The sequence below is a fragment of the Streptomyces sp. DH37 genome (genome assembly GCF_029813835.1).
In the GTDB taxonomy this organism is placed as follows: domain Bacteria; phylum Actinomycetota; class Actinomycetes; order Streptomycetales; family Streptomycetaceae; genus Streptomyces.
In genome coordinates this window covers 16,085-41,152 of the sequence record NZ_JARVKV010000020.1, presented here as the reverse complement: position 1 = coordinate 41,152, position 25,068 = coordinate 16,085, and the positions used below count along the sequence as shown (strand labels likewise).

Genomic DNA, 25,068 nt, shown 5'->3' with positions numbered 1-25,068 from the left:
GCGGGCCGGGCCCCGGTCCTGTCACAGGACCGGGGCCCGGCCCGTTCCGCCGCCGGATCCCGGTCCGCCGCGAAGCCGCCGACGCGGGCGGTGCCCGCCCGCCGCGGCGCCGTCACCCGGACCCGTCCCCGGGCGTACGAGCGGTGCCGTGCGCCCGTGCCGGGGCGGGGGCGGGGGCGGGAGGCGGGGGCCGGGATCGTCGCCGCCGAGCCGCACGGCGCCGGCTGACCTCGGCGGTGGGACCGTCGCCGGTGGCGCCCGGCGAGACCGGCCGACACCCGGCACCCGGTGCGGTCGGCGCGGTGCTCGACGAAGTCCCCGGACGGCGCCTCCGGCAGCGGGACGGAGATCCCGTACGCGCCGCCGTCGCCGGTCCGGGTGCCCACCGACGGCCGCCGCCTCCCCTGCACGTCCCGCCCCCGCCGTACCCGCTCCGGGCGCGGGCGCCCGGACACGAGTGCGCCGAGTCCCGAGGGGGACCCGGCGGTGGGGGTCGTACTCCTGGTGAGGAAGGGCGGCTCAGTCCGCGTCCGGTCCGGCCAGTTCGGCCCAGACCGTCTTCCCGGCCGTTCCGTCGGGGTGGCGCACCACGCCCCAGTCCAGGCAGAGCCGCTGGACGATGAACATGCCGTGCCCGCCCGGCCGCCCGGGACGGTGCGGGGTGCGGGGCGAGGGGAGGCCGGCGCCGCGGTCGGCCACCTCGATCCTCAGCAGTTTGGGACCGAAGCCTATGCGCACCTCTTCGGGACCGTCGGCGTGCAGGCAGGCGTTCGTCACCAGCTCGGAGACCACGAGCAGGGCGTCTTCGGCCGCGGCGCGCTGCTCGGGGCTGGCCGCGGGCAGCCAGCCCCAGTCGTGAAGCGCCTGGCGGGTGAAGTCACGGGCACGGGGCACGGCACCGCTCGCCCCCATGAGCCGCAGCCGCCGTACCTGGCGCATCTCGCGCACCTGACCGACCGGTGCGGCTGCGGTCGCGGCGGTGCCCTCCGGCTCCGGGCCGCGATCGCCCGCCGGTTGCGGCCGGGTGGTGCTCATCAGTGCTTCACCTCACCGGTTGACCAATTCGTCGGTCTTCGCTTGGTCTGCGGACAACTGAGTTTCGGAGGGATTTCAGGGAGTCTCCTGCCCTGCGCAGGCGGGAGAACACCCATCTCTTTCGCCGGAGTCGTGTTCCGGGCGTAACACTCTGGTCACGGGCCGGCTCACGACGGGCACGGAACCCTAGGACTGCGCGGTCTCCTTCAGCGCGTCGGCCAGGGTCTCGTGGAGGGCGAACACGCCGTCGGCGCCGGTGATCTCAAACACGCGCGCGACGACCGGACGCATTCCGGCCAGGTGGATCCCGCCTCCGGCCGCCTCCGCCTTCAGCCTGGCCCCCAGGAGGACGTTGAGCCCGGTGGAGTCGCAGAACTCCAGCTTCGAGCAGTCCACGACGAGCAGCTTCTCCCCGTCTTCCAGCGAGCGCTCCAGCGGTTCCCGCAGCAGATCGGCGGTGTGGTGGTCGAGTTCGCCGTCAGGCGTCACCACCAGACTTGCGCCGTGGCGCTGTACGTCGACCGTCAGTCGACCCCGGTGGCTGGTGCTGCCGGGCACCCCGCGGTCCATGTACACCCCTTCAACATTCCTAGTGGCCGATCACTGCTGTCCGGAGATGGACGTTCGAACCCTACGCCCTTACAGCCGCAACCGGTAGCCGCACAACCAGCACATTGGGTCATATTCGGACAACCAGCACTTGCCATCGCCCCGCAGGAGCAGGTAGGCGTAGGAGGAACCACTAAAACACGTCGGCTTGGAGGCGCCGCACCCCGTAGTGCAGGAACGGCTCCGGCAGCCATATGCCGAGAATGATGGAGGCACCATGTCACCCCGGCTCGACGCATCGCCCGCCGCGTCGTCGATCGTCTCGCCCGAGCAGCTCGGGAGCGGGTTCCCGGAGGTGGGCCCGGAGCAGGCCGAGGCCCTGTCCTGGCGGCTCGGGCTTCCCGAGATCCCGCCGTACGGCGAGGTGGGGCCGCTGGACGCGCGAGCCCTGTCCAAGACCCTCTTCGAGCGTCTGCAGACGCTGCGGGAGGGCACGCACGAGTACGCGTACGTCCGCAACACGCTGGTCGAGCTCAACCTCGCGCTGGTGAAGTTCGCCGCCGCCCGGTTCCGTTCCCGCAGCGAGCCCATGGAGGACATCGTCCAGGTCGGCACCATCGGCCTGATCAAGGCGATCGACCGGTTCGAGATCGGCCGCGGGGTCGAGTTCCCGACCTTCGCCATGCCGACGATCGTGGGCGAGATCAAGCGCTTCTTCCGCGACACCTCCTGGTCGGTGCGCGTACCCCGGCGTCTCCAGGAGCTCCGTCTGGACCTGGCCAAGGCCGGGGACGAGCTCGCCCAGCAGCTCGACCGCTCCCCGACCGTCGGCGAGCTGGCCGACCGCCTGGGTCTGAGCCGGGAGGAGGTGGTCGAGGGCATGGCCGCGAGCAACGCGTACACCGCCAGCTCCCTCGACGCCCAGCCCGAGGAGGACGAGACGGAGGGCGCGCTCGCCGACCGCATCGGCTACGAGGACCACGGGCTGGAGGGCATCGAGTACGTGGAGTCCCTCAAGCCGCTGATCGCCGAGCTCTCACCTCGTGATCGCAGAATTCTCTCCCTCCGCTTCGTGGCGAACATGACCCAGTCCGAGATCGGCGAGGAGCTGGGCATCTCGCAGATGCACGTCTCCCGGCTGCTCTCGCGGACGCTGGGCAGGCTCCGGAAGGGGCTGCTGGTCGAGGAGTGATCCACTCCCCCCTTCCGACCGGAGCGTGCCCCTTCTCGCTCCCGTCACTCCTGCGGCCCACGGAAATCACCCCTCTGGTCCCCTGACCTCCGTCTGACTTCCGTCCGGCCTTCGAGGGCGCCGAGGCCGCCCCGGCGAACCGCCGGGGCGGCCTCGGCCGTTCCCGGAACGGCCCGCGGCCCACAGCGGCCCACAGCGGCTCACAGCACGCGCGCACCGCGCTGCCAGACCGCCGCCACCAGCGGGACTCCGGGCCGGTAGGCCAGGTGGACGTGCGAGGGCGCGTCCAGGAGCACGAGGTCGGCGCGGGCGCCGGGGGTGATCCGGCCGATGTCGATGCGGCGCAGCGCGGCGGCGCCGCCCGCGGTGGCGGACCAGACGGCCTCGTCGGGCGTCATGCCCATCTCGCGGACGGCGACGGCCACGCAGAAGGGCATGGAGCTGGTGTACGACGAGCCCGGGTTGCAGTCGGTGGACAGCGCGACGGTGACGCCGGCGTCCAGCAGGCGGCGGGCGTCGGGGTAGGGCGAGCGGGTGGAGAACTCGCAGCCGGGCAGCAGCGTGGCGACGGTGCGGCTGTTCGCCAGGGCGTCGACGTCGGCGTCGGACAGATGGGTGCAGTGGTCGGCGGAGGCGGCGTCGAGCTCCACGGCGAGCCGCACGCCGGGGCCGGGGCCGAGCTGGTTCGCGTGGACGCGCGGGACCAGGCCGTGGGCGATCCCGGCGGTGAGGACGGCGCGGGCCTGGTCGCCGTCGAAGGCCCCCCGCTCGCAGAAGACGTCCACCCAGCGGGCGTAGCGGGCGCAGGCGGCGAGCATGGGGCCGGTGACGAGGTCGACGTAGCCGTCCGGGTCGCCGGCGTACTCGGGGGGCACGACGTGGGCGCCGAGGTAGGTGGCCTCGTCCACGTGGCTGTCGGCGATGCGCAGGGCGCGGGCCTCGTCCTCGACGGTGAGGCCGTAGCCGGACTTGGTCTCCAGGGTGGTGGTGCCCTGGCGCAGCGCCTCGCGGACGTGGCGCGCGAGGGTGGCGGCGAGCTGCTCGTCGGTGGCGGCGCGAGTGGCCTCCACGGTGGTGCGGATGCCGCCCGCGGAGTAGGGGCGGCCGGACATGCGCGCGCTGAACTCCTCGGTGCGGTCGCCGCCGAAGAGCAGGTGGGAGTGGGAGTCGACGAAGCCCGGCAGCAGCGCCCGGCCGCCCGCGTCGACGCGACCGTCGGTGGCAGGTGCTTCGCTTTCCGTGCCGACCCAGGCGATGCGGTCGCCCTCGATGACGACGGCCGCGTCCCGGACCAGGCCGAGGGGGGTGTCCTCGGCCGCCGCGCAGGAGTGGTGGTCGTTGGTGACCAGGGTAGCGATGCTGGTGACGAGGGTGCTGGTGGTGGGGGTGGTGCCGAGGGGGTTGATCGGGGTGCTCATCAGCGGGCTGCTCCTTGCTGGATGGCGTCCGCCAGGGCCGCGGGGACGTCCGGCACGCTCCGGTGTACCCCGTCGCGCACCACGTGGCGACCACCGACGACGGTGTGGCGCACGTCGGCGCCGGTCGCCGCGTACACGGCCGTCTCGGCCGCCAGCCGGGGCGGGGGCCCGGCGGTGCGCACCGTGTCCAGCGCGACGGTGGCGAAGTCGGCGAGCCAGCCGGCCTCCAGCCGCCCCGCCTCCGGCCAGCCGAGCGCCGCCTGGCCGAACTCGGTCGCGGAGCGCAGCAGTTGGGACGCCGTCCAGTGGCCGCGGGTACGGGTGCGCAGCCGCTCGTCCAGCTCCATGGCGCGGGCCTCCTCCAGCAGGTCGATCACCGCGTGGCTGTCGCTGCCCAGGCACAGCGGCGAGCCCGCGCGCATCAGCGCGGCGGCGGGGCCGATGCCGTCGGCGAGGTCGCGTTCGGTGGTGGGGCACATGCAGACCCGGGTGCCCGAGTCCCCGAGGAGGGCGATGTCGGCGTCGGTGAGGTGGGTGGCGTGGACGGCGGTGGTACGGCGGCCGAGCACGCCGTGGTCGGCCAGCAGCCGGGTGGGGGTGCGGTCGTGGACGGCCAGGCAGGCGTCGTTCTCGGCGGGTTGCTCGGAGAGGTGGACGTGCAGGGGCGCGTCCCGCTGCCGGGCCCAGTCGGCGACGGTGGCCAGCTCGGCGGCGGGCACGGCGCGCACCGAGTGGATCGCGGCGCCCACGCGGGCGTGGTCGCCCGACGGCCGCAGGGCGGCGGCCCGCTCGGCCCAGGCGTCGGCGCTGCCGTCGCTGAAGCGGAGCTGGTGGCGGTCGGGCGCCTTGCCGCGGCGCGCGCTGAGGATGCCGGAGGCCAGGTAGCAGGTGTCGAGGAGGGTGATGCGGATGCCGGCCTCGGCGGCGGCCGCGATCAGGGCGTGCCCCATGGCGTTGGGGTCGTCGTAGGGGGTGCCGCCGGGGGCGTGGTGGAGGTAGTGGAACTCGCCGACGCCGGTGATGCCGGCCAGCGCCATCTCGGCGTACACCGCCCGGGCCAGGGCGAAGTAGCTCTCGGGGGTGAGGCGGTCGGCGACGGAGTACATCACCCTGCGCCATGTCCAGAACGTGCCGGAGCCGACCTGGACGGTGCCGCGCAGGGCCCGGTGGAAGGCGTGCGAGTGGGCGTTGGCCAGCCCGGGGACGGTCAGGCCGCGCAGCGGCTCGGCGCCGGGCGGCGGGGCGGGCACCCCGGTGCGCACGGCGGTGATCCGGCCGCCGGCCGTCTCGATCACCGCGCCGGGCTCGACGGTGCCGCCGATCCAGGCGTGCTCGGCCCAGTACACGGCCTCGGGGGCCGCCGGACCGCCGGGGGCGGCGCGGGCGGCGGGGTCGTTCGGGGTCACGGGCACGCCAGGTCCTCCAGTACGTCGGCGAGTGCCCGCACCCCGGCGACGCAGTCGTCCTCCCGGGCCGACTCGGCGGGCGAGTGCGAGACGCCGGTGGGGTTGCGCACGAAGAGCATGGCGGTGGGGATCTCGGCGGAGAGGATGCCCGCGTCGTGCCCCGCGCCGGTGGGCAGCACGGGTGCGCCGCCGAGCCGGGCGGCGATGCGGTCGCGCAGGTCGTGGGCGAACTCCACCACGGGCGTGGCGGACTCCCGCACGACCGCCACCCGCACCCCGTCGCGGGCGCCGCGCTCGGTGGCCGAGCGTTCGATCTCGGCGACGACGGCGGCGAGGGTCTCCTCGTCGGGGGCGCGGGAGTCGAGCCAGCCGCGGACCAGGGAGGCGATGGCGTTGACGCCGTTCGGCTCCACGGCGACCTTGCCGAAGGTGGCCAGCGCCCCGGCCAGCCGGGCCTTCTTGCGGGCGGCCAGAACGGTGGTGGCGTACGTCAGCATCGGGTCGCGGCGGTCCTCCAGGCGGGTGGTCCCGGCGTGGTTGGCCTCGCCGTGGAAGTCGAACCGCCAGCGGCCGTGCGGCCAGATCGCGGAGGCGACGCCCACCGCGCGCCCGCCGGCGGTGGCGGGAGCGTCGGCGGCGCCGGTGGCGAGGTTGCGGCCCTGCTCGATGTGGAGTTCGACGAACGCGCCGACGCGGGCGAGCCGTTCGGGGTCGGGACCGATCGCGTCGGGGTCGTGCCCGGCGCGCTCCATGGCCCGGGCCAGCGAGGTCCCCTCGTCGTCGCGCAGCTCCCGGGCCTGCTCGGCCGTGAGCTGCCCGGCGGCCAGCCGGGAGCCGACGCAGGCGAGGCCGAAGCGGGCGCCCTCCTCGTCGGTGAAGTTGACCACGCCCAGCGGCCTGGCCGGGCGTACGCCCCGCCCGTGCAGCTCGTCGAGGGCGGCGAAGGCCGACACCACGCCCAGCGGGCCGTCGAAGGCGCCTCCGTCGGGCACGGAGTCCAGGTGCGAGCCGGTGACCACGGCGTCCCCGGCGGCGGCGTTCCGGAAGTCCCCCAGCCAGGCCCACTGGTTGCCGTTGCGGTCCACCTCGTACGCCAGTCCGCGCGCCTCGGCCTGCTCGCGGAACCACGCCCGGCAGTCGGCGTCCGCGCCGGTCCAGGCGTGGCGCCGGTAGCCGCCGGTGGCCGCCGACCGCCCGACGGGCAGCAGTTCCCGCCACATCGCGTGGAAGGACGCGCCCCGCCTCACGCGGCGCCTCCCCCGCCCGTGCCGCCTCCGTCCGCGCCGCCCCCGTCCGCGCCGCCCTCGCGCATCGGGACGCGCACCCCGCGCTCGGCGGCGACCTCCCCGGCCCGCTCGTACCCGGCGTCGACGTGGCGGATGACGCCCGTGCCCGGGTCGTTGGTGAGCACCCGGCGGATCTTCTCCCCGGCCAGCGGGGTGCCGTCGGCGACGGTGACCTGCCCGGCGTGGATCGAGCGGCCCATGCCGACGCCGCCGCCGTGGTGGATGGAGACCCAGGAGGCGCCGGAGGCCACGTTGACCATGGCGTTGAGCAGCGGCCAGTCGGCGATGGCGTCGGAGCCGTCGAGCATCGCCTCGGTCTCGCGGTACGGGGAGGCCACCGATCCGCAGTCCAGGTGGTCGCGGCCGATGGCCAGCGGGGCGGAGATCTCGCCGGAGGCCACCATGTCGTTGAAGCGCTCCCCGGCCCGGTCCCGCTCCCCGTAGCCGAGCCAGCAGATGCGGGCGGGCAGGCCCTGGAAGTGCACGCGCTCCCCGGCCATGCGGATCCAGCGGGCCAGGGACTCGTTCTCGGGGAAGAGGTCGAGGACGGCGCGGTCGGTGGCCGCGATGTCCTTCGGGTCGCCCGAGAGCGCGGCCCAGCGGAAGGGGCCCTTGCCCTCGCAGAACAGCGGCCGGATGTAGGCGGGTACGAAGCCGGGGAAGGCGAACGCCCGCTCGTAGCCGGCCAGCCGGGCCTCGCCGCGGATGGAGTTGCCGTAGTCGAAGACCTCGGCGCCGGCGTCCATGAAGCCGACCATGGCCTCCACGTGCCGGGCCATCGACTCCCGGGCCCGCGCGGTGAAGTCGGCGGGCTTCTCGGCGGCGTAGGAGGCCATGTCCGCGAGGTCGACGCCCAGCGGCAGGTACGCGAGGGGGTCGTGGGCGGAGGTCTGGTCGGTGACGATGTCGATCGGCGCGCCCATCTCCAGCAGGCGCGGCACCACGTCGGCGGCGTTGCCCAGCACGCCGATCGACAGCGGGCGCCGCGCGTCGCGGGCCTCGGTGGCCAGCGCCAGGGCGTGGTCGAGGGAGTCGGCGCGCACGTCGAGGTAGCGGTGCTCGATGCGGCGTTCGACGGCGCGGGGGTCGCAGTCGACGCAGAGGGCGACGCCGCCGTTCATGGTGACCGCCAGCGGCTGGGCGCCGCCCATCCCGCCGAGCCCGGCGGTGAGGGTGATCGTCCCGGCCAGCGAGCCACCGAAGCGCTTGGCGGCGACGGCGGCGAAGGTCTCGTAGGTGCCCTGGAGGATGCCCTGGGTGCCGATGTAGATCCACGAGCCGGCCGTCATCTGGCCGTACATGGTGAGGCCGAGGGCCTCCAGGCGGCGGAACTCCTCCCAGGTGGCCCAGTCGCCCACCAGGTTGGAGTTGGCGATCAGCACGCGCGGCGCCCACTCGTGGGTGGTCAGCACGCCGACCGGGCGGCCCGACTGCACGAGCATCGTCTCGTCCGGCCCCAGGGTGGTGAGGGTGCGGACCATGGCGTCGAAGGAGCGCCAGTCGCGGGCCGCCTTGCCGGTGCCGCCGTAGACGACGAGCTTCTCGGGGTGCTCGGCGACCTCGGGGTCGAGGTTGTTCCGGAGCATCCGCAGCGCGGCCTCCTGCTGCCAGCCCCGGGCGGTGAGCCCGGTGCCGCGCGGGGCCCGTACCGGTCGCGGACCCGAGGGCCCTGAGAGATCTGCCATGGTCCCCTGCCTCCGATTGAATCGGTTACTACAGACACTCTATGCAGTGAATAGAGCTAGTCAACGGGTGGTGTCGTCCGCGCGCGCCGGTCGTGTTTGTCTTGTGCACATGGTTGATACGCACCACGCCGCCGTACCGCCGGAGTCTCCCGGAGCCCCGCCGGCCGCGACCGCCGCCGACCGGTCCCCGGGCGCAGGCCGGTCCCCGGGCGCCGCCGCGGCCGTCGCCCGCCGCGAGGCCGCCGTACGGGCGGCCGTCGCCCGCGGGCTGCTGTCCGACGAGCACCCGGTCGCGGCCCTGCTGGACGTGGCGTCCGTGCGGGAGACGGCGGCGGCCCTGCACGCGGCCTTCGACGAGGTGACCGCCCCCGGCCGGCCCGTGCTGCACTCCTTCGCGGTCAAGGCGTCCTCCCTCGTCCCCGTGCTGCGGCTGCTCGCCGACTGCGGGCTGGGCTGCGAGGTCGCCAGCCCCGGCGAGCTGGCCCTGGCCCGGGCCGCCGGCGTCGGCCCGGAGCGCATCGTCCTGGACTCCCCCGCCAAGACCGTCGGCGAACTGCGCGAGGCCCTGGAGCTGGGCATCGCGCTCAACGCGGACAACCGCCAGGAGCTGGAGCGCCTGGACGCCCTGATGGCGCCCGGCGCCCTGCCCTCCCCCTCCGGCGGCCGGTCCGCCTCACCGGTCGGCCTGCGCGTCAACCCGCAGCTCGGGGGCGGCAGCATCGGCGCGATGAGCACCGCGACGGCCACCTCGAAGTTCGGGTTCGCGCTCCGGGACGAGGGGGCGCGCGAGTTTGTCGTACGCGCCTGTGTGGAGCGCCCCTGGATCACCCGGCTGCACTGCCACGTCGGCTCCCAGGGCATGGCGCTGGAGATGATGGCGGCGGGCGTGGCGGCCACCTACGAGCTGGCCGAGGAGATCAACCGGGCCGCCGGGGAGCGCCGGATCGACACCCTCGACATCGGCGGCGGCCTCCCGGTCAACTTCGGCTCCGACGAGACCGCCCCGACCTTCGCCGAGTACGCCCGGCTGCTGCGCCGGACCGTCCCCGGCCTGTTCGACGGCCGGTACGGGCTGGTCACCGAGTTCGGGCGGTCGGTGCTGGCCAAGTGCGGGCTGGTGCTGGCCCGGGTGGAGTACGCCAAGAGCTCCGGGGGCCGCCCGATAGCGGTCACCCACGCGGGCGCCCAGGTCGCCGTGCGGACGGTCTTCGCGCCGGAGGCGTGGCCGCTGCGGGTCGCCGCCTACGACGGCCTGGGCCGCCCCAAGCGGGGCCCCCGCGTGGTGCAGGACGTCGCCGGGCCCTGCTGCTTCGCCGGCGACCTCGTGGCGCGCGGCCGGGAGCTGCCGGAGCTGGAGGCCGGCGACCTGGTGGCGCTGCTGGACACGGGCGCGTACTACTTCTCCACCCCGTTCGACTACAACAGCCTGCCGAGGCCGGGCGTGTACGGCTTCACCGTCGCGGGGGACGGGGACGGCGGCGGCCGTACGGACGGCGCGGGCCCGGACGGCGTGCGCTTCGCGACCGTACGGCCGCCCCAGACGCTCGACGACCTCGTCGCCGCGTCCGGCGGGGCTCAGCGCGACGCGCTCACCGCGCCGCGGCCGTGACCCGCGCCCGGGGGCGGCGCTCCCGGACCCCGCCCGGCGCGGGGCGGCGGCGGGCGCCGCCCGGCGCGGCGTCCCCGGCCAGCGGGCCGGTGGTCATCCAGCCGCGCACGCCCCCGCGGGCCGGGCTGCGCCCGTCCGCCCACTCCGGGCGCACCCACAGCAGCTTCTCGTTGCGCCGCTCCCAGCGGCCCAGCCACACCGCCTTGGCCCACAGGCCCGCGCCGGTTCCGGCCAGCAGCATGCCGCCCGCGGCCGGCGCGGCCAGGGAGGAGGCCACCGCGGCCAGGAAGGCGGCGGCCAGCCACCAGCGGCGCCTGCGCAGCCAGGCGCGCACGGTCACCGCGCGGTCGTGGAGCACCACCCACTTGCCCGCCGCCGACGCCGACCCGGCCAGCCCGGTGCAGCGGCGGCGGCGCGCCAGGAAGGCGACGGCCGCGGCGACGAGGAAGAGCGCGGCCCCGCCCAGGAGCCCGACGCGCCGCCCGGTCAGCCCCGGTACGGCCAGGCCGGTGCCCGCGGCCACCACGCCGGTCCACCACAGCGCGGTGCCCGCCGTCCGCACGTACACCGCGACCCTCGCCAGTGCGTACGCTCCCCGTCCCACGGCAGTCCTCCTCTGTTCTCCGGTGTTCTCCGGTCTCCGTCTCCGTTCGGCTGCGTGCCGTGCGTGCCCGTGCGTGCCCGTGCGTGCCGTCACGGCGCCACGGCGTCACGGCTCGTCGGTGCGGAAGCGTAGTGAGGGAGGATGAGATTCTCCTGAGAGACCGGCGGGAACCGCCCGGACGGCCGCCCGGTCACTCGGCGAACAGGCCCCGCTCGGCGGCGCGCGTGTCGAACTCCTCCAAGCGGGCCTGCGCGTCGGGCAGTTCGTCGCACATCGCCTCCAGCAGCACCCGTCCCAGCATCATGGGCGCGCAGGCGGTGTCGAAGGACAGCGCGGTCCCGACGGCGGCCGGCAGCAGCAGGTCGCCGGGGCGGACGACGGGTGCGAAGGCGCTGTCGGCGACGGTGACGATCCGCAGCCCGGCCGCCCGCGCGCGCTCCAGCGCCGCCACCGCCTCGCGCGGATGGCGGGGCAGCGCGAAGCACAGCAGCGTGCTCGCCCCCGCCCGCACGGCGGCGTCGAGGCGGTCGTCCAGCATCGAGCCGCCCTCGTCCAGCAGCCGTACGTCCGGGTGCACCTTGGCGGCGAAGTACGCGAAGCCGCGGGCCTGCGCGGCGGCGGCCCTCAGACCCAGGACGGGCAGCGGCCGGGAGGCGGCCAGCAGGCGCCCGGCCTCGGCGACGGGGGCGGGGTCGGCGAGCTGCGCGGCGAGCCGGCGCAGGTTGTCGATCTCGGCCTGCACGGCCTGCTGGTACGCGTTGCGGCCCCCGTCGCCGTCCGCCGTGCCCGGCCCGGCGTCGGGGGTACCGTCCGCCGACGGCAGGGGGCGGGCCTCGCGCAGGTGCCTGCGCAGCGCCGGGTAGCCGTCGAAGCCCAGCGCCACGGCGAAGCGGGTCACCGACGGCTGGCTCACCCCGGCCAGCTCCGCCAGTTCCACGCTGGACAGGAACGGGGCGTCGTCCGCGCGCCGCACCATGCAGTGGGCGATCCGGCGCTGGGTGGGGGTCAGCCGGTGCCCCTCGAACAGCTTCAGCAGCCGCGCGCCCGCACCGCTCACCGTGCCCACCTGCCCCTCTTCAGCGCTCCCCTGCCCGCATGACCCTATTCAGTATCGGCGCGGACCGGCACGGCGCGCTCCCGGACCCCGCCTTCCGGACCGCTCCTTCCGGGCCCGCCCCGGCCCCCGCCGCCCCTGGAGGACCCCCCGGCGGATCCGGGGGCTAGCCCCACCGACCCGGCGCGTCCGCGCCCGTAGCGTGAGGTCCATGGATGCCCACGGCCCTGATCCCGAGTTGAGGAAAGAGCTCGACGCGACCCTGCAGACGCGCGGGGAGCTCGGGCCGGAGTACGAGTCGGAGCTGATCGACTCCTTCCTGGAGAAGGTCGACCGGCGCCTGGACTCCGTCATCGACCGCCGGGTGCGGCGCCGGATGGCCGAACGGCAGATGGCCGAGGCCCGCGACGCCCCGGCCTCCCCGGGCGGGTCCGCCCCGGAGGAGCCGGGCGCCACCTTCGGTCTCGCCGCGATCTCGCTGGTCCTGGCCATCCCGCTGTCGGCGATCGCCGTGGTGAACGCGGACCTGCCGGGGCTGCTGGTCTGCTGGGCCGGGATCGTCGGCGTCAACGCCGTGCACTCCTCGGGGCGCTTCCCGTGGTCCCGCTCCCGCCGCGAGGAGCGCCACCGGGCGGCCGGCGACTGGGACGACTGACCGGCCGGGACGACCGGCGACGGCCGCCCCCGCGGACCCGGGGCCCGCGGGGGCGGCGCGTACGGGGTCGCGCGCACGGGTGCCGTACGGGGGGCGCCGTGCGGGAGGAGGGGTTGCGCGGGGACCGCCGCACCCCGGTGCGGACACCAGGGGCGGGACGACGGCGGTCCCCGCGGGGACGCGTGGCCGGGTCGGGCCCGCGTCCAGGGCGCTCGAGGGAGTCCGGGAGCCGCTCCGGAGTTCCCCGCGCCGTTGGACACCACAGTGCCCGACGGTTGTTAACCGCGTTTTGCGGAGCCGTGACGGCTGGGTACTACTGCGCGCCGCCGTCCTTCGAGCCGGTGCCCCGGGCGAGGAACGCCAGCAGGTCCTGGCGGCTGACCACACCGGTCGGCTTCCCCTCGACCAGCACGATCGCCGCGTCGGCCCGCTCCAGCACCGTCATCAGGTCGGCGACCGGCTCGCCCGAGCCGACCTGCGGCAGCGGCGCGCTCATGTGCGGCTCCAGCGGGTCGTCCAGCTTCGCGCGCCCGGTGAACAGCGCGTCCAGCAGGTCGCGTTCGACGATCGAGCCGACGACCTCGGCCGCCATCACGTCCGGGTGCCCGGCGCCGGGCTTGACGACGGGCATCTGCGAGACGCCGTACTCGCGCAGCACCTCGACGGCCTCGCCGACCGTCTCCTCCGGGTGCATGTGCACCAGCGACGGCAGCCCGCCCTCCTTGCGGCGCAGCACGTCGCCGACGCGGGCCTGGGTGGGCTCGCCCTCCTCCAGGAAGCCGTAGTCCGCCATCCACTCGTCGTTGAAGATCTTCGAGAGGTAGCCGCGCCCGCCGTCCGGCAGCAGCACGACGACCGTGTCGTCCGGGCCGAGGCGCTCGGCCACGCGCAGCGCCGCGACCACCGCCATGCCGCAGGAGCCGCCCACCAGCAGGCCCTCCTCGCGCGCCAGCCGCCGCGTCATCTGGAAGGAGTCCTTGTCGGAGACGGCGATGATCTCGTCCGTCACCTCGCGGTCGTAGGCGCTGGGCCAGAAGTCCTCGCCGACGCCCTCCACCAGGTAGGGGCGCCCCGAGCCGCCGGAGTACACCGAGCCCTCCGGGTCGGCGCCGACGATCCGCACCGTCCCGCCGGAGACCTCCTTGAGGTAGCGGCCGGTGCCGGTGATCGTGCCGCCGGTGCCGATGCCGGCCACGAAGTGGGTGATCCCGCCGCCCGTCTGCTCCCACAGCTCGGGGCCGGTGGTCTCGTAGTGGGAGCGCGGGTTGTTCGGGTTGCTGTACTGGTCCGGCTTCCAGGCACCCGGCGTCTCGCGCACCAGCCGGTCGGAGACGTTGTAGTACGAGTCGGGGTGCTCGGGGTCGACCGCGGTGGGGCAGACCACGACCTCGGCCCCGTAGGCGCGCAGTACGTTGATCTTGTCCGTGGACACCTTGTCCGGGCAGACGAAGATGCAGCGGTAGCCCTTCTGCTGGGCCACGATCGCCAGCCCGACCCCGGTGTTGCCGGAGGTGGGCTCGACGATGACGCCGCCCGGCTTCAGTTCGCCGGAGCGCTCGGCGGCCTCGATCATCCGGATCGCGATCCGGTCCTTCACCGAACCGCCGGGGTTGAAGTACTCGACCTTCGCCAGGACGGTGGCCTGGATTCCCGCCGTCACGTTGTTCAGCCTGACCAGCGGGGTGTTGCCGACAAGCTCGATCATCGACTCGTGAAACTGCACCTGGTTCTCCGCATTCGGGGGCAGTCGCCGTCGCCTGCCCGTACAGCCAGCCTAGGGGGGCGCTGGAGGTCCGTTGACGCGCGTTGCGCGGCGGCCTGTACTGGGCAGGACACCGGTAGTGACGTGTGGGTGTCGCACGGGCCGCGTGCCGGGCGCGCGGGCCACGCGTACGGGGTGCGGAAGGGCTGCGGGGGCGCGGCGGATCGGAGGTCCCGGTGTCAAGGGTGTCCAGGGTGTCCAGAGGTGGATCCGGAACGGTGTCCACGGCGCGCGTGGCGCGCAGGATCGCGACCGCGGCGGCGTACGGGGGCGGGGGCGCGGGGCTGCTCGGCGGGGCCGCCGTGGGGCTGCTGCTGGCCGAGGCGCGGCTGGCCAGGCGCCGGGTGGGCGGCTCGGAGGACGTACCGCCGGCGGCGGACGGGGTGTACGGATCGGCTCTCGCCCACTGCGGCCCCGGGGCGCAGGCCACGCCGCTGCGGCTGGCGCTGCTCGGCGACTCCACCGCCGCCGGGCAGGGCGTCCACCGGCCGCGGCAGACCCCGGGCGCGCTGCTGGCCTCGGGGCTGGCGGCGGTGGCGGAGCGGCCGGTGCGGCTGCGCAACGTGGCGCTGTCGGGGGCGCGTTCGGACGACCTGGAACGCCAGGTGACGCGGTTGCTGGCGGAGGGCGGGGCCGACGGGGGCGGCGCCCCGGACGTGTGCGTGATCATGATCGGCGCGAACGACGTCACCCACCGCGTGCCGCCGGCCGTCTCGGTGCGGCTGCTGGGGGACGCGGTGGCGCGGCTCCGGGGAGCCGGGAGCGAGGTCGTGGTGGGCACCTGCCCGGACCTGGGGACGGTCGAGCCGGTCGCGCAGCCGCTGCGCTGGCTGGCCCGCCGGATGAGCCGCCGGCTCGCGGCGGCGCAGACGATCGCGGTGGTGGAACGGGGCGGCCGCACCGTCTCGCTGGGCGACCTGCTGGGCCCGGAGTTCGAGGCGAACCCCAGGGAGCTGTTCGGTCCCGACAACTACCACCCCTCGGCGGAGGGCTACGCGACCGCCGCCATGGCCTTCCTGCCCACGCTCTGCGCCGCGCTGGGCCTGTGGCCGGAGGACGAGCGCCCCGACGCCGCCCGCCGCGAGGGCATCCTCCCGGTCGAACGCGCCGCGGCCGTGGCGGCGGACGAGGCCGGTACGGAGGTCACGGCGGCGCGCGGCCCCCTGGCGCTGCTGAAGCACCGCCGCCGGCGGCGGCTGCCGGTGGCCGGGGTGATCGCGGTGGCCGAGAGACCGGGGGCGCCCGAGCCGGCGGGCGCCGTCGCTCCGGGCGCCCGCCCGCCCCGCTGAGGGCGCCGCGGGGGCCCGGGACGGCACGGGGATCCGGCGCGGACTGAGCAAGCGCTTAGAAAAGAGGCCCGGATCACACGTGGCGAGTCGTGACCGCCGCCTTACGGACCGGTAGTTTCCAAGCATCCACAGCCCTCCGCCCTCGTTCCCTGGAGCCGTGATGCCCGAAGCCGTGATCGTCTCAGCCGCCCGTTCGCCGATCGGACGCGCCTTCAAGGGCTCGCTCAAAGACGTCCGCCCGGACGACCTGACCGCCGGGATCGTCAGGGCCGCGCTCGACAAGGTGCCGCAGCTGGACCCGACCGAGATCGACGACCTGATGCTGGGCTGCGGTCTGCCCGGCGGCGAGCAGGGCCACAACCTCGGCCGGGTCGTCGCCGTGCAGCTGGGGATGGACCACCTGCCGGGCTGCACCGTCACCCGCTACTGCTCGTCCTCGCTGCAGACCACGCGCATGGCGCTGCACGCCATCAAGGCCGGCGAGGGCGACGTGTTCGTCTCGGCCGGCGTCGAGACGGTCTCCCGCTCGGTCAAGGGCACCTCCGACGGCATGCCCGACACCCACAACCCGATCTTCGCCGACGCCGAGGCCCGTACCGCCGCCCGCGCCGAGAAGGGCGGCGAGGGCTGGCACGACCCGCGCGAGGACGGCGAGCTGCCGGACGTCTACATCGCCATGGGCCAGACCGCCGAGAACCTCGCCCGCCTCAAGGGCGTGACCCGCCAGGACATGGACGAGTTCGGCGTGCGCTCGCAGAACCTCGCCGAGAAGGCCATCGCCTCCGGCTTCTGGGAGCGCGAGATCACCCCGGTCACCCTGCCCGACGGCACGGTGGTCTCCGCGGACGACGGCCCGCGCGCGGGCGTGACCCTGGAGGGCGTGCAGGGCCTCAAGCCCGTCTTCCGCCCCGACGGCATGGTCACCGCGGGCAACTGCTGCCCGCTCAACGACGGCGCCGCCGCGCTGGTGATCATGTCCGACACCAAGGCGCGCGAGCTGGGCATCACCCCGCTGGCCCGGATCGTCTCCACCGGCGTCTCCGGCCTGTCCCCCGAGATCATGGGTCTGGGCCCGGTCGAGGCGTCCAGGCGGGCGCTGAAGCTGGCCGGCCTGACCATCGACGACATCGACCTGGTGGAGATCAACGAGGCGTTCGCCGCCCAGGTGATCCCCTCCTACCGGGACCTGGGCATCGACCTGGACCGGCTCAACGTCAACGGCGGCGCCATCGCCGTCGGCCACCCCTTCGGCATGACCGGCGCCCGCATCACCACCACGCTGATCAACTCCCTCCAGTGGCACGACAAGCAGTTCGGCCTGGAGACGATGTGCGTCGGCGGCGGCCAGGGCATGGCCATGGTCATCGAGCGCCTGAGCTGATCCGGCCGCCCGGGTGTGATCTGACTCACCGTCGATACGCCGACGAGACCGAAGAGCCCCCAGGATGTGATCTATGTCCTGGGGGCTCGCCGTCTTCCCTGCTCACAGGGGTTCCGTTGGTCCGCACGGAGGTGCTCGCACGCCCTTTTGGGGGTGCCCGGCGCACCGTTCGACAGGAGATTCCCGGCGGGCTGCGGTAGGAATTCAGGGATCGGAGTTCCAATCGGGAGTACGTCAGTGAGCGCCATATCCCTCATCCTGCTGCTGGCCGCCGCCGTCGCCGCGGCTCTGGGCGGCGCCGCCCTGCACACCGCCCGGGGGCTGAGCCGCCGGCTCACCGAGCTGCGCGTGCAGCTCGCCGCGGCCGAGGCGCGCGGAGCCCTGGCCCGCGCCGCCGTCCCCCCGGCGCGTACGTCCCCGGACGTCGAGGAGATCCGGTCCGCCGTCGCCGACGCCCTCGCCGAGGAGCGCGAGCGCGAGCTGGCCGAGGCCCGCGCCTTCTGGGCGGCCCAGGAGGCGCGCGACGCGCGCGCCGAGAGCGTGCTGCCGGACGGGCGCGGTACGGAGTACGAGGGCGCCGCCCTGGACTCGGCGCTGCTCGACGCGCTGCTGGAGCACGCCCTGGGCGGCGGTACGCACGAGGGCGAGGCGTTCGTACCGCGCCAGACGGACCGGGAGGGCGCCGAGCCCGGGCCGAACGCCCTGCGGCCGCCCGCGCCCGCCTCCGAGGGCCGGGGCGAGGGGAGCGGGACCGGAACCGAGTCCGCGGAGCTGGCCGCCGCCCGCCGCCGCCACCCCTCGCACCCCGGCTACGACCTCGGCGGCGAACCCGTCGTCCCCGAACCCGCCGGCCCCTCCTCCGAGCACCTCTCCGACCACTCCTCGGACCACTCCTCGGACCACTCCTCGGACCACGAGGACACCCGCCGGCGGCTGGCGGACCTGGCCGGGCGCCGTACGCCGCTGACCGACGTGCGGCCCGGCCCGCTGGGCACGCTGGACGTCTACGTCTTCGCCGACGGCACCACCGTCTGCATGACGCCGGGTCACCGCGAGACCGCCGAGCGGCTCGCCGCCGCGCTGCGCGAGGGCGTCGCGCCGGTGCTGCTGGGCGGCTCGGGGGTCTCCGGCGCGTACGCCCTGACCTTCGCCTGCGGCGAGGAGAGCGTCTACGTCCTGGCGGACCGGGTCATCGCCTCGCTCTGAGCGCGGCGGACTCGGCGGCCTCCACCAGCGCCACGGCCTCGGCCAGCTCCCGCGTCCCGGCGCCGGCTCCCCCGCCGGCCGTGCGCAGCGCCTCCGCCAGGTCGTGCCCGGCCACCGCGAGCTGGTCGCCGACGGCGAAGAGGCCGGCGTCGGGCAGCCGGCGGGGGGTGCGGCCGGGGAACTCCAGGCGCTGGGCGCGGGCGGCCAGCTCCCCGGCCAGGGCCAGTCCCTCGGCCGCCGCGCCCCGGGCCAGGGCGCTCTGCGGCATGGCCCGCAGCCGGTCGGCGAAGCGGTCCACGGCGGTCAGCAGGGGGGTCACGTCGAGCACGGCGCAACCCTATGCGCCGTGCGCGCACCGCCGCCAACGGGCGGGCGCCGCGGGCCCCGGGGGCGCGGCGCGGACGCGGAGGGCGCGCGATGACCTGTGGACGGCACACGAACGGCAAGCGGACGGCGTACGGACGGCATACGGAGGGGCCCCGGGGCGGGATGCCCCGGGGCCCCTCACAGGTCCCTCCCGGTCCGGCCGGCGGCCGGGCCGCCGGGATCAGTCGCTGCTCTGCAGGATGGCGATCAGCCGCAGGAACTCCAGGTAGATCCAGACCAGGGTCAGGGTCAGACCGAAGGCGGCCAGCCAGGACTCCTCGCGGGGGGCGCCGTAGGCGACGCCGTCCTCGACCTGCTTGAAGTCCAGGGCGAGGAACGCGGCGCCGAGCACGATGCCGATGACGCCGAACAGGATGCCCAGGCCGCCGCTGCGGAAGCCGAGGCCGTCACCGCCGCCGAAGACGGCGAACAGCAGGTTGATCCCCATCAGCAGGACGAAGCCGATGGCGGCCGCCATCACGAAGCGGTAGAAGCGCCGTGTGACGCGGATGATGCGGGCCTTGTACATGAACAGCACGGCGGCGAAGACCGCCATGGTGCCCAGCACCGCCTGCATCGCCGCGCCGCTGGCGATCCGGCTGTCGACGAAGTTGCTGATGGCCCCGAGGAACAGGCCCTCGAAGGCGGCGTAGGCCAGGATCAGCGGGGGCGACGCCTTGCGCTTGAAGGACTGCACCAGGCCCAGGACCAGCGCGATCAGCATCGCGCCGAGGGCCAGGCCGAGCGACAGGTCGGTGACCCACGCCACGGTCGCCATGGCGACGACCAGGCCCACCGTCATGGCCGTACGGGCGACGACGTCGTCCATCGTCATCCGGCCGGCCTGCGGCGGGGCGGCCGGCGGGAAGCCCGGCCGCCCGTCCGTCTGGGGCTGCTGGGCGTACGGGTTGGTGGCGTAGGGGTTGGCGGACTGGGGGCCGGTCGCGTACGGGTTGGCGGCGTACGGGTTCCCGGCCTGCGGCTGCTGCGTGGCGTCGAAACCGGCGTAGCCGTTGTCTCGGCTGAATCCCCGTCGCGAGAAGACCGGGTTACTGCTCCTCATCTCACTCCTCCATGGCCGCACCGCGCGGCCCTTCCTCAAGAGTAATGCTTTAGCAAAGACCGCACGGTAGTGCACTGGCAAGAACGAAGGAAGGAGTCGTGATTGTTCCGGTACCCGGCGTCGCGCCGGTGATGCCCCGCGAGGGGGGCCGCGAGGGGGCCGCGGGGGTCCGGTGTGCCCGGAGCCGGATTCGAACCGGCACGGCCTGTAGGCCAACGAGGTTTAAGCTCGTCGTGTCTGCATTCCACCATCCGGGCACCGGCTCATGGACCGTACGGCTGGCTACGGCCCTCCCCTGGACGCTCAACGAGCCTATCTGTGGCACTCGCCCGGACAACGGGGCTTCGAACTCAGGTTGTCTGATTTTATTGGCAACTGATGGCGCATCAGCGGCGCGCGCCCCTCTTCACAGAGGATCACATACCTCCACGGCGTCTCCAGGAATGACGGAAAGTCGCTGCCCAGCCACAGGAAGGCGTCAGGGTGCCCTCTCCTCCTCAGGGATGACCCGGCCCTCCGCGGTCCCCCCGAAGACTCCCTCCGAGACCGGTTCGGGGACGGATGCGGGTGGCCGGTTTCGCACGGACGATGGAGGGGATCCGTCAAGCCGCTGTGACAGGAGTCCCTCCCCGTGACCACCAGCACCCCCTCCGACGCCCTCTCCGCGCCCCCCGCCCCCGCCGGCGCCGCGGCCGCCCGCGCCGTGGACCTGAGCAAGGTCTACGGCCAGGGCGAGACGAAGGTGGTGGCCCTGGACTCCGTCTCCGTGGAGTTCCGGCAGGGGCAGTTCACCGCGATCATGGGCCCGTCGGGCTCGGGCAAGTCCACGCTGATGCACTGCATGGCCGGCCTGGACTCGTTCTCCGGCGGCTCGGCCTGGATCGGCGGCACTGAGCTGTCCTCCCTCAAGGAGAAGAAGCTCACCCGGTTGCGCCGCGACAAGATCGGCTTCATCTTCCAGGCCTTCAACCTCCTCCCGACGCTCAACGCGCTGGAGAACATCACGCTCCCGCTGGACATCGCGGGCCGGAGGCCCGACCAGGGCTGGCTGGAGCGCGTCGTGGAGACCGTGGGCCTGTCCGGGCGGCTCAAGCACCGCCCCAACCAGCTCTCCGGCGGCCAGCAGCAGCGCGTCGCGGTGGCCCGCGCGCTCGTCTCCAAGCCCGACATCGTCTTCGGCGACGAGCCGACCGGCAACCTCGACTCGCGCTCCGGCGCCGAGGTGCTGGGCTTCCTGCGCAACTCGGTGCGGGAACTGGGCCAGACCGTCGTCATGGTGACCCACGACCCGGTGGCCGCCTCGTACGCGGACCGGGTGGTCTTCCTCGCCGACGGCCGGATCGTCGACGACATGGCCGACCCCACCGCCGAGAGCGTCCTCGACCGCATGAAGGCGTTCGACGCCCGGGGCCGCACCAGCTGACCCGCCCCGCCAGGCGCCTCCTCCCGCCGCGTTCCCGCGGCGCCCCCACGGCGTGTTCGCCGCGCCGAACCCCTATCCCAGGATCACGAGACCCCATGTTCCGTACCGCCCTGCGCAACGTGCTGGCGCACAAGGCCAGACTGCTGATGACCACGCTCGCCGTCATGCTCGGCGTGGCGTTCGTCGCCGGCACCCTGGTCTTCACCTCCACCCTCTCCGCCGCCTTCGAGAAGAGTTCCGCCAAGGGCTTCGAGGGCGTCGACGTGGTCGTCCGCCCCGGCTCCTCCGGCGACGGCCCCGACGCCGACCCCGGCGGCCCCTCCGACCTCCCCCGCGAACTGCTGGAGCGGACGCGGGAACTGCCGGGCGTCGAGCACGCCACCGGAGCCGTCTCCGGCTTCGCCGCCCTCGCCGGCAAGGACGGCGGGCTGGTCGGCCAGGGCTGGTCGACCCGGGGCGGCAACTACTACACCGGCCCGGACGGATCGGGCGAGGACCCCCGCTACGACCTGCGCGACGGCCGGGCCCCCCGCGGCTCCGGCGAGGTCGCGCTGGACTCCAGGACCGCCGAGCGCACCGGCTACGGAGTCGGCGACACGGTACGGCTGTCCGTCAGCGGCCCGGTCCGCGAGGAGAAGGTCACCGGCGTCTTCGACACCGACGACGGCGACGTCGCCGCCGGCGGCACCCTGGTGCTGTTCGACACCGCCACCGCGCAGGAGCTGTTCTCCCAGCCCGGCCGGTACAGCGAGATCGTCCTGACGGCCTCCGGCGGCGTGGACCAGCGGGAGCTGAAGAGGAGCGTCGAGGGGATCCTGCCCGAGCAGGCCGAGGCCGTCACCGGGCAGACGCTCGCCGACGACCAGGCGAGGATGATCGAGGCGGAGATGGAGGGCATGCGCACCGGGCTGCTGGTGTTCGCCGGGATCTCGCTCTTCGTCGGCGTCTTCATCATCGCCAACACCTTCACCATGCTGGTCGCCCAGCGCACCAGGGAGCTGGCGCTGCTGCGCGCGGTCGGCGCCGGCCGCCGCCAGGTGACCCGCTCGGTGCTGGTGGAGGCCCTGGTCGTCGGCGCGATCGCCGCGGGCATCGGCCTGCTGGCGGGCATCGGGATCGGCGCGGGGCTGCGCTCGATGATGGGGACCTTCGGCGCCACCGTGCCGGACGGCCCGCTGGTGGTCACCCCGGCCGCCGTCGCCGCCTCGCTGGTCGTGGGCGTCGTCGTCACCGTGCTCGCGGCCTGGCTGCCCGCCCGTCGCGCCGCGAAGGTGCCGCCGGTCGCCGCGATGGGCAGCGTGCACGCGCCCGCCACCGTCCGCGGCCTGGTCGTGCGCAACACCATCGGCGCGGTCCTGGCCGGCGCCGGGGCCGCGCTGGTGCTGGCCGCCACCGGCATGGACGACGGCAAGCTGCCGATGAGCGCGGGCGCCGGGCTGCTGGTGATCGGCGTGTTCGTGCTGACGCCGCTGCTGTCGCGCCCGGTGATCGCGCTGGCCTCGCCCGTGATGCGCGCGTTCGGCGTGTCGGGGAAGCTGGCGCGCCTCAACGCCGTGCGCAATCCGCGCCGCACCGCCGCCACCGCCGCCGCGCTGATGATCGGCCTCACCCTGATCACCGGCCTGACCGTGATAGCGAGCAGCGTCCAGAAGGGCATCGACAAGATGGCCACGGAGTCGCTCAGGGCCGACTACGTGGTCTCGATGGCCAACTACCTCCCCCTGTCGCCGGAGATCGAGCGGACGCTGGCCGAGCAGGACGGGGTCACGGCCGTCAGCCCGATGCGCCACTCCCCCTCCCGCGTCGGCGGCGACTACATGCCCCTGACCGGCGTCGACGGCGAGGACTTCGGCAAGCTGGTCGAACTCGACTTCGTCCAGGGCTCCTTCGCGGACCTGGGCGGCGAGAGCGTCATCGTGGACACCGGCACCGCGAAGGCGCACGGCTGGAGGACCGGCTCGGTCCTCGAGGTGCTCTACGAGGACGGCGAGCGCGGCGAGCTGACCGTCGGGGGCCTGTACCGGGACAACGAGATGATGACCGGCGTCATGCTCGACACCGCCGTCCTCGACCCGCACCTGGAGAAGGCCACCAGCATGCAGGTGATGGTGGCCACCGAGGGCGGGCCGAGCGAGTCGACGAAGTCCGCCCTGGAGGACGCCCTCGGCAACAACCCGGCCGTCCTCGTCCAGGACAAGGAGGACGTCTCCGAGTCCGTCGCCCAGATGATCACGCTGATGCTGAACATGCTCTACGGGCTGCTGGCCATGGCCGTGGTCGTCGCGGTGCTCGGGGTGGTCAACACCCTGGCCATGTCGGTCTTCGAGCGGTCGCAGGAGATAGGGATGCTGCGGGCGATCGGCCTGGACCGGCGCGGCACCAAGCGGATGATCCGCCTGGAGTCCCTGGTGATCTCCCTGTTCGGCGGAGTGCTCGGCGTCGGCCTGGGCGTCTTCTTCGGCTGGGCGGCCGGCGAACTGATCTCCGCGTCGCTGTCCACCTACGAACTGGTGCTGCCCTGGGGCCGGATGGGCGTCTTCCTCGCCCTGGCCGCGCTGGTGGGCGTGCTGGCGGCGCTGTGGCCGGCGCGGCGGGCCGCGAGGCTGAACATGCTGGAGGCGATCAAGACCGAGTGACCCGGCACGCCCCCGCGGGACGGGGCCCAGGCCGCCGAGCGGTCCGGGCCCCGTCCCGTCCCCGGGCGCGTCCGCTCAGCGCCAGTCGCGGGTGCGCAGCGGGAGCCCGGAGGCCCCGCTGTCCGGCGTGCGCACCGCCAGGACCTGGTTGACGCCGATGCGGTTGCGCTCGAAGGCCAGCGCGCTGGCCGCCATGTACAGCCGCCACACCCGGGCCCGTCCCGGCCCGGCCAGCCGGGCGGCCCGCGCGGGGTCGGCCTCCAGGTTGGCCACCCAGCGGCGCAGCGTCAGCGCGTAGTGCTCCCGGAGCGACTCCAGGTCGCGCACCTCGAACCCGGCCTCCTCCAGGATCGTGACGGTGCGGCCGACCGGGGCCAGCTCGCCGTCGGGGAAGACGTAGGCGTCGATGAAGGGGTCGGTCTCGTACGCCTCCTCGTCCGGCTCGGGGCGCCGGGCGATCTGGTGGTTGAGCAGCCGGCCGCCGGGCCGCAGCAGGGTGTACAGGGAGTCGGCGTACCGCCGGTAGCGCGCCGCGCCGACGTGCTCGGCCATGCCGACCGAGGCGATCGCGTCGTAGGGGCCGTCGTCGACGCGGCGGTAGTCCTGGACGCGGATGTCGATCCGGTCGGCGAGCCCGGCCTCGGCGACGCGCTTGCGGGCGTACGTGGCCTGCTCGCGCGAGAGCGTGACGCCGACCGCCCGGACCCCGTACTCGCGGGCCGCGTGCAGCACCAGCGAGCCCCAGCCGCAGCCGACGTCCAGCAGCCGCATGCCGGGCCGCAGCGCCAGCTTGCGGCAGACCAGGTCGAGTTTGGCCTCCTGGGCCTCCTCCAGGGTGGTGGTCGCGCCGCCGTCACCGTCGCTGCCGCCGCCGTCCCAGTAGGCGCACGAGTAGACCATGGACGGGCCCAGCACCAGGGCGTAGAAGTCGTTGCCGACGTCGTAGTGGTGGCTGATGGCGCGCCGGTCGCGGTGGAGGGTGTGGCGCAGCCCGGTGCGGCCGCGCACCTCCTCGCGCGGCGGGGGCGGCGGGGGCAGCGGGCCGGCCAGGGCGAGGAGTTCGCGGCCGAGCCGGAGCCGGTCGGCGAGGGCGGGGGCGGGGGTGTCGGCGTCCCGCTCCCACACCGGCCCGGCGAGCCGCTCCAGGGCCGCGTACAGGTCCCCCTCGATGTCGAGCTCCCCGGCCACCCAGGCGCGGGCCAGCCCCAGTTCGCCCGGCTTCCACAGCAGCCGCCGCAGCGCGCGCCGGTGGCGTACGACGACGGTGGGCGCCCCGGGCGGTCCGGCCTCGCTGCCGTCCCACGCCCGCACCCTCACGGGCAGGGGTGTTCCCAGTGCTCTCTCCACAGATCTGACGAGTCGTGCTGCGGCTTGTGCCATGGCGCCCGCCTTCCGCTGAGCCGATGGGCCGTCTGCTGTTCTCCGACACCAGAGCTACCCCCGTCCGCC

Annotated in this window: 20 protein-coding genes and 1 tRNA gene; 8 read left to right on the top strand and 13 right to left on the bottom strand. The window is 74.6% G+C overall.

Going from position 1 to position 25,068, the window contains the following annotated elements:
• Positions 1–519: 519 nt before the first annotated feature.
• Together QC029_RS13000 and QC029_RS12995 are read right to left on the bottom strand one after the other, a co-directional pair.
• Positions 520–1,035 carry an anti-sigma regulatory factor gene (locus tag QC029_RS13000; RefSeq protein WP_279555779.1) on the bottom strand — a complete coding sequence of 172 codons (516 nt, stop codon included), beginning with the start codon at positions 1,033–1,035 and terminating at the stop codon, positions 520–522.
• A 186-nt stretch (positions 1,036–1,221) separates the two neighbouring features.
• On the bottom strand, positions 1,222–1,605 hold the full coding sequence (locus QC029_RS12995) for an STAS domain-containing protein (RefSeq protein ID WP_279555778.1): 384 nt from the start codon (positions 1,603–1,605) through the stop codon (positions 1,222–1,224).
• Positions 1,606–1,861: 256 nt separating this feature from the next.
• Here QC029_RS12995 and QC029_RS12990 point away from each other — a divergent pair, with 256 nt between their 5' ends.
• The gene (locus tag QC029_RS12990) at positions 1,862–2,776 is read left to right on the top strand and encodes an RNA polymerase sigma factor SigF (RefSeq protein WP_279555777.1); all 915 of its coding nucleotides are present in this window, start codon (positions 1,862–1,864) and stop codon (positions 2,774–2,776) included.
• Positions 2,777–2,976: 200 nt separating this feature from the next.
• On the opposite strand, the gene hutI is transcribed toward QC029_RS12990, so the two are convergent.
• Genes hutI through hutU form a run of 4 tightly spaced genes read right to left on the bottom strand, consistent with a single transcriptional unit; the run spans position 2,977 to position 8,571 of the window.
• Positions 2,977–4,194: an imidazolonepropionase gene (hutI, locus tag QC029_RS12985; protein WP_279555776.1), complete on the bottom strand. Its 1,218-nt coding sequence runs from the start codon at positions 4,192–4,194 to the stop codon at positions 2,977–2,979.
• Positions 4,194–5,540 (bottom strand): formimidoylglutamate deiminase, encoded by a 1,347-nt coding sequence (locus tag QC029_RS12980; protein ID WP_279555815.1) that lies wholly within the window; start codon positions 5,538–5,540, stop codon positions 4,194–4,196. The genes hutI and QC029_RS12980 overlap by 1 nt, the downstream gene beginning before the upstream one ends.
• Before the next feature lie 56 nt (positions 5,541–5,596).
• A complete protein-coding gene (locus tag QC029_RS12975; protein WP_279555814.1) occupies positions 5,597–6,820 on the bottom strand; it encodes an allantoate amidohydrolase in 1,224 nt (407 codons plus the stop codon).
• Positions 6,821–6,843: 23 nt separating this feature from the next.
• Positions 6,844–8,571 (bottom strand): urocanate hydratase, encoded by a 1,728-nt coding sequence (hutU, locus tag QC029_RS12970; RefSeq protein WP_279555775.1) that lies wholly within the window; start codon positions 8,569–8,571, stop codon positions 6,844–6,846.
• 109 nt (positions 8,572–8,680) lie between these two features.
• On the opposite strand from hutU, the gene QC029_RS12965 reads away from it, so the two are divergent.
• Positions 8,681–10,180, top strand: a complete 1,500-nt coding sequence (locus QC029_RS12965; protein WP_279555774.1) for a diaminopimelate decarboxylase — start codon at positions 8,681–8,683, stop codon at positions 10,178–10,180.
• Here QC029_RS12965 and QC029_RS12960 read toward each other — a convergent pair.
• Entirely contained in the window at positions 10,161–10,784 is a 624-nt protein-coding gene (locus QC029_RS12960) for a hypothetical protein (RefSeq protein WP_279555773.1), read from the bottom strand. The two genes, QC029_RS12965 and QC029_RS12960, sit on opposite strands and share 20 nt — an antisense overlap.
• 190 nt (positions 10,785–10,974) lie before the next feature.
• Complete coding sequence (locus QC029_RS12955) at positions 10,975–11,841, bottom strand: MurR/RpiR family transcriptional regulator (RefSeq protein WP_279555772.1); 867 nt, start codon at positions 11,839–11,841, stop codon at positions 10,975–10,977.
• A gap of 208 nt (positions 11,842–12,049) precedes the next feature.
• Between QC029_RS12955 and QC029_RS12950 the strand changes: the two genes are divergently transcribed.
• Positions 12,050–12,493, top strand: coding sequence for a hypothetical protein (locus tag QC029_RS12950; RefSeq protein WP_279555771.1), 444 nt, complete (start codon positions 12,050–12,052; stop codon positions 12,491–12,493).
• 313 nt (positions 12,494–12,806) lie between these two features.
• On the opposite strand, the gene QC029_RS12945 is transcribed toward QC029_RS12950, so the two are convergent.
• Positions 12,807–14,216: a cystathionine beta-synthase gene (locus QC029_RS12945; protein WP_279555770.1), complete on the bottom strand. Its 1,410-nt coding sequence runs from the start codon at positions 14,214–14,216 to the stop codon at positions 12,807–12,809.
• 257 nt (positions 14,217–14,473) lie between these two features.
• Here QC029_RS12945 and QC029_RS12940 point away from each other — a divergent pair, with 257 nt between their 5' ends.
• The 3 genes from QC029_RS12940 (at position 14,474) to QC029_RS12930 (ending at position 18,131) form a co-directional block, all read left to right on the top strand.
• Positions 14,474–15,544, top strand: coding sequence for an SGNH/GDSL hydrolase family protein (locus QC029_RS12940; RefSeq protein ID WP_279555769.1), 1,071 nt, complete (start codon positions 14,474–14,476; stop codon positions 15,542–15,544).
• 160 nt (positions 15,545–15,704) lie between these two features.
• The gene (locus QC029_RS12935) at positions 15,705–16,925 is read left to right on the top strand and encodes an acetyl-CoA C-acetyltransferase (RefSeq protein WP_279555768.1); all 1,221 of its coding nucleotides are present in this window, start codon (positions 15,705–15,707) and stop codon (positions 16,923–16,925) included.
• A gap of 237 nt (positions 16,926–17,162) precedes the next feature.
• Positions 17,163–18,131 (top strand): hypothetical protein, encoded by a 969-nt coding sequence (locus tag QC029_RS12930; protein ID WP_279555767.1) that lies wholly within the window; start codon positions 17,163–17,165, stop codon positions 18,129–18,131.
• Here QC029_RS12930 and QC029_RS12925 read toward each other — a convergent pair.
• From QC029_RS12925 to QC029_RS12915, 3 genes are all read right to left on the bottom strand, one after another.
• On the bottom strand, positions 18,115–18,459 hold the full coding sequence (locus QC029_RS12925) for a hypothetical protein (protein WP_279555766.1): 345 nt from the start codon (positions 18,457–18,459) through the stop codon (positions 18,115–18,117). The genes QC029_RS12930 and QC029_RS12925 overlap by 17 nt on opposite strands.
• 219 nt (positions 18,460–18,678) lie before the next feature.
• Positions 18,679–19,560 (bottom strand): Bax inhibitor-1/YccA family protein, encoded by an 882-nt coding sequence (locus tag QC029_RS12920; protein WP_279555765.1) that lies wholly within the window; start codon positions 19,558–19,560, stop codon positions 18,679–18,681.
• A 175-nt stretch (positions 19,561–19,735) separates the two neighbouring features.
• Positions 19,736–19,817: transfer RNA gene (locus QC029_RS12915), tRNA-Leu, on the bottom strand.
• A gap of 374 nt (positions 19,818–20,191) precedes the next feature.
• Here QC029_RS12915 and QC029_RS12910 point away from each other — a divergent pair.
• A complete protein-coding gene (locus tag QC029_RS12910; protein ID WP_279555764.1) occupies positions 20,192–20,983 on the top strand; it encodes an ABC transporter ATP-binding protein in 792 nt (263 codons plus the stop codon).
• 95 nt (positions 20,984–21,078) lie between these two features.
• Positions 21,079–23,619, top strand: coding sequence for an ABC transporter permease (locus QC029_RS12905; protein WP_279555763.1), 2,541 nt, complete (start codon positions 21,079–21,081; stop codon positions 23,617–23,619).
• Positions 23,620–23,694: 75 nt separating this feature from the next.
• On the opposite strand, the gene QC029_RS12900 is transcribed toward QC029_RS12905, so the two are convergent.
• On the bottom strand, positions 23,695–24,999 hold the full coding sequence (locus QC029_RS12900; protein ID WP_279555762.1) for a cyclopropane-fatty-acyl-phospholipid synthase: 1,305 nt from the start codon (positions 24,997–24,999) through the stop codon (positions 23,695–23,697).
• Between the last annotated feature and the right edge of the window lie 69 nt (positions 25,000–25,068).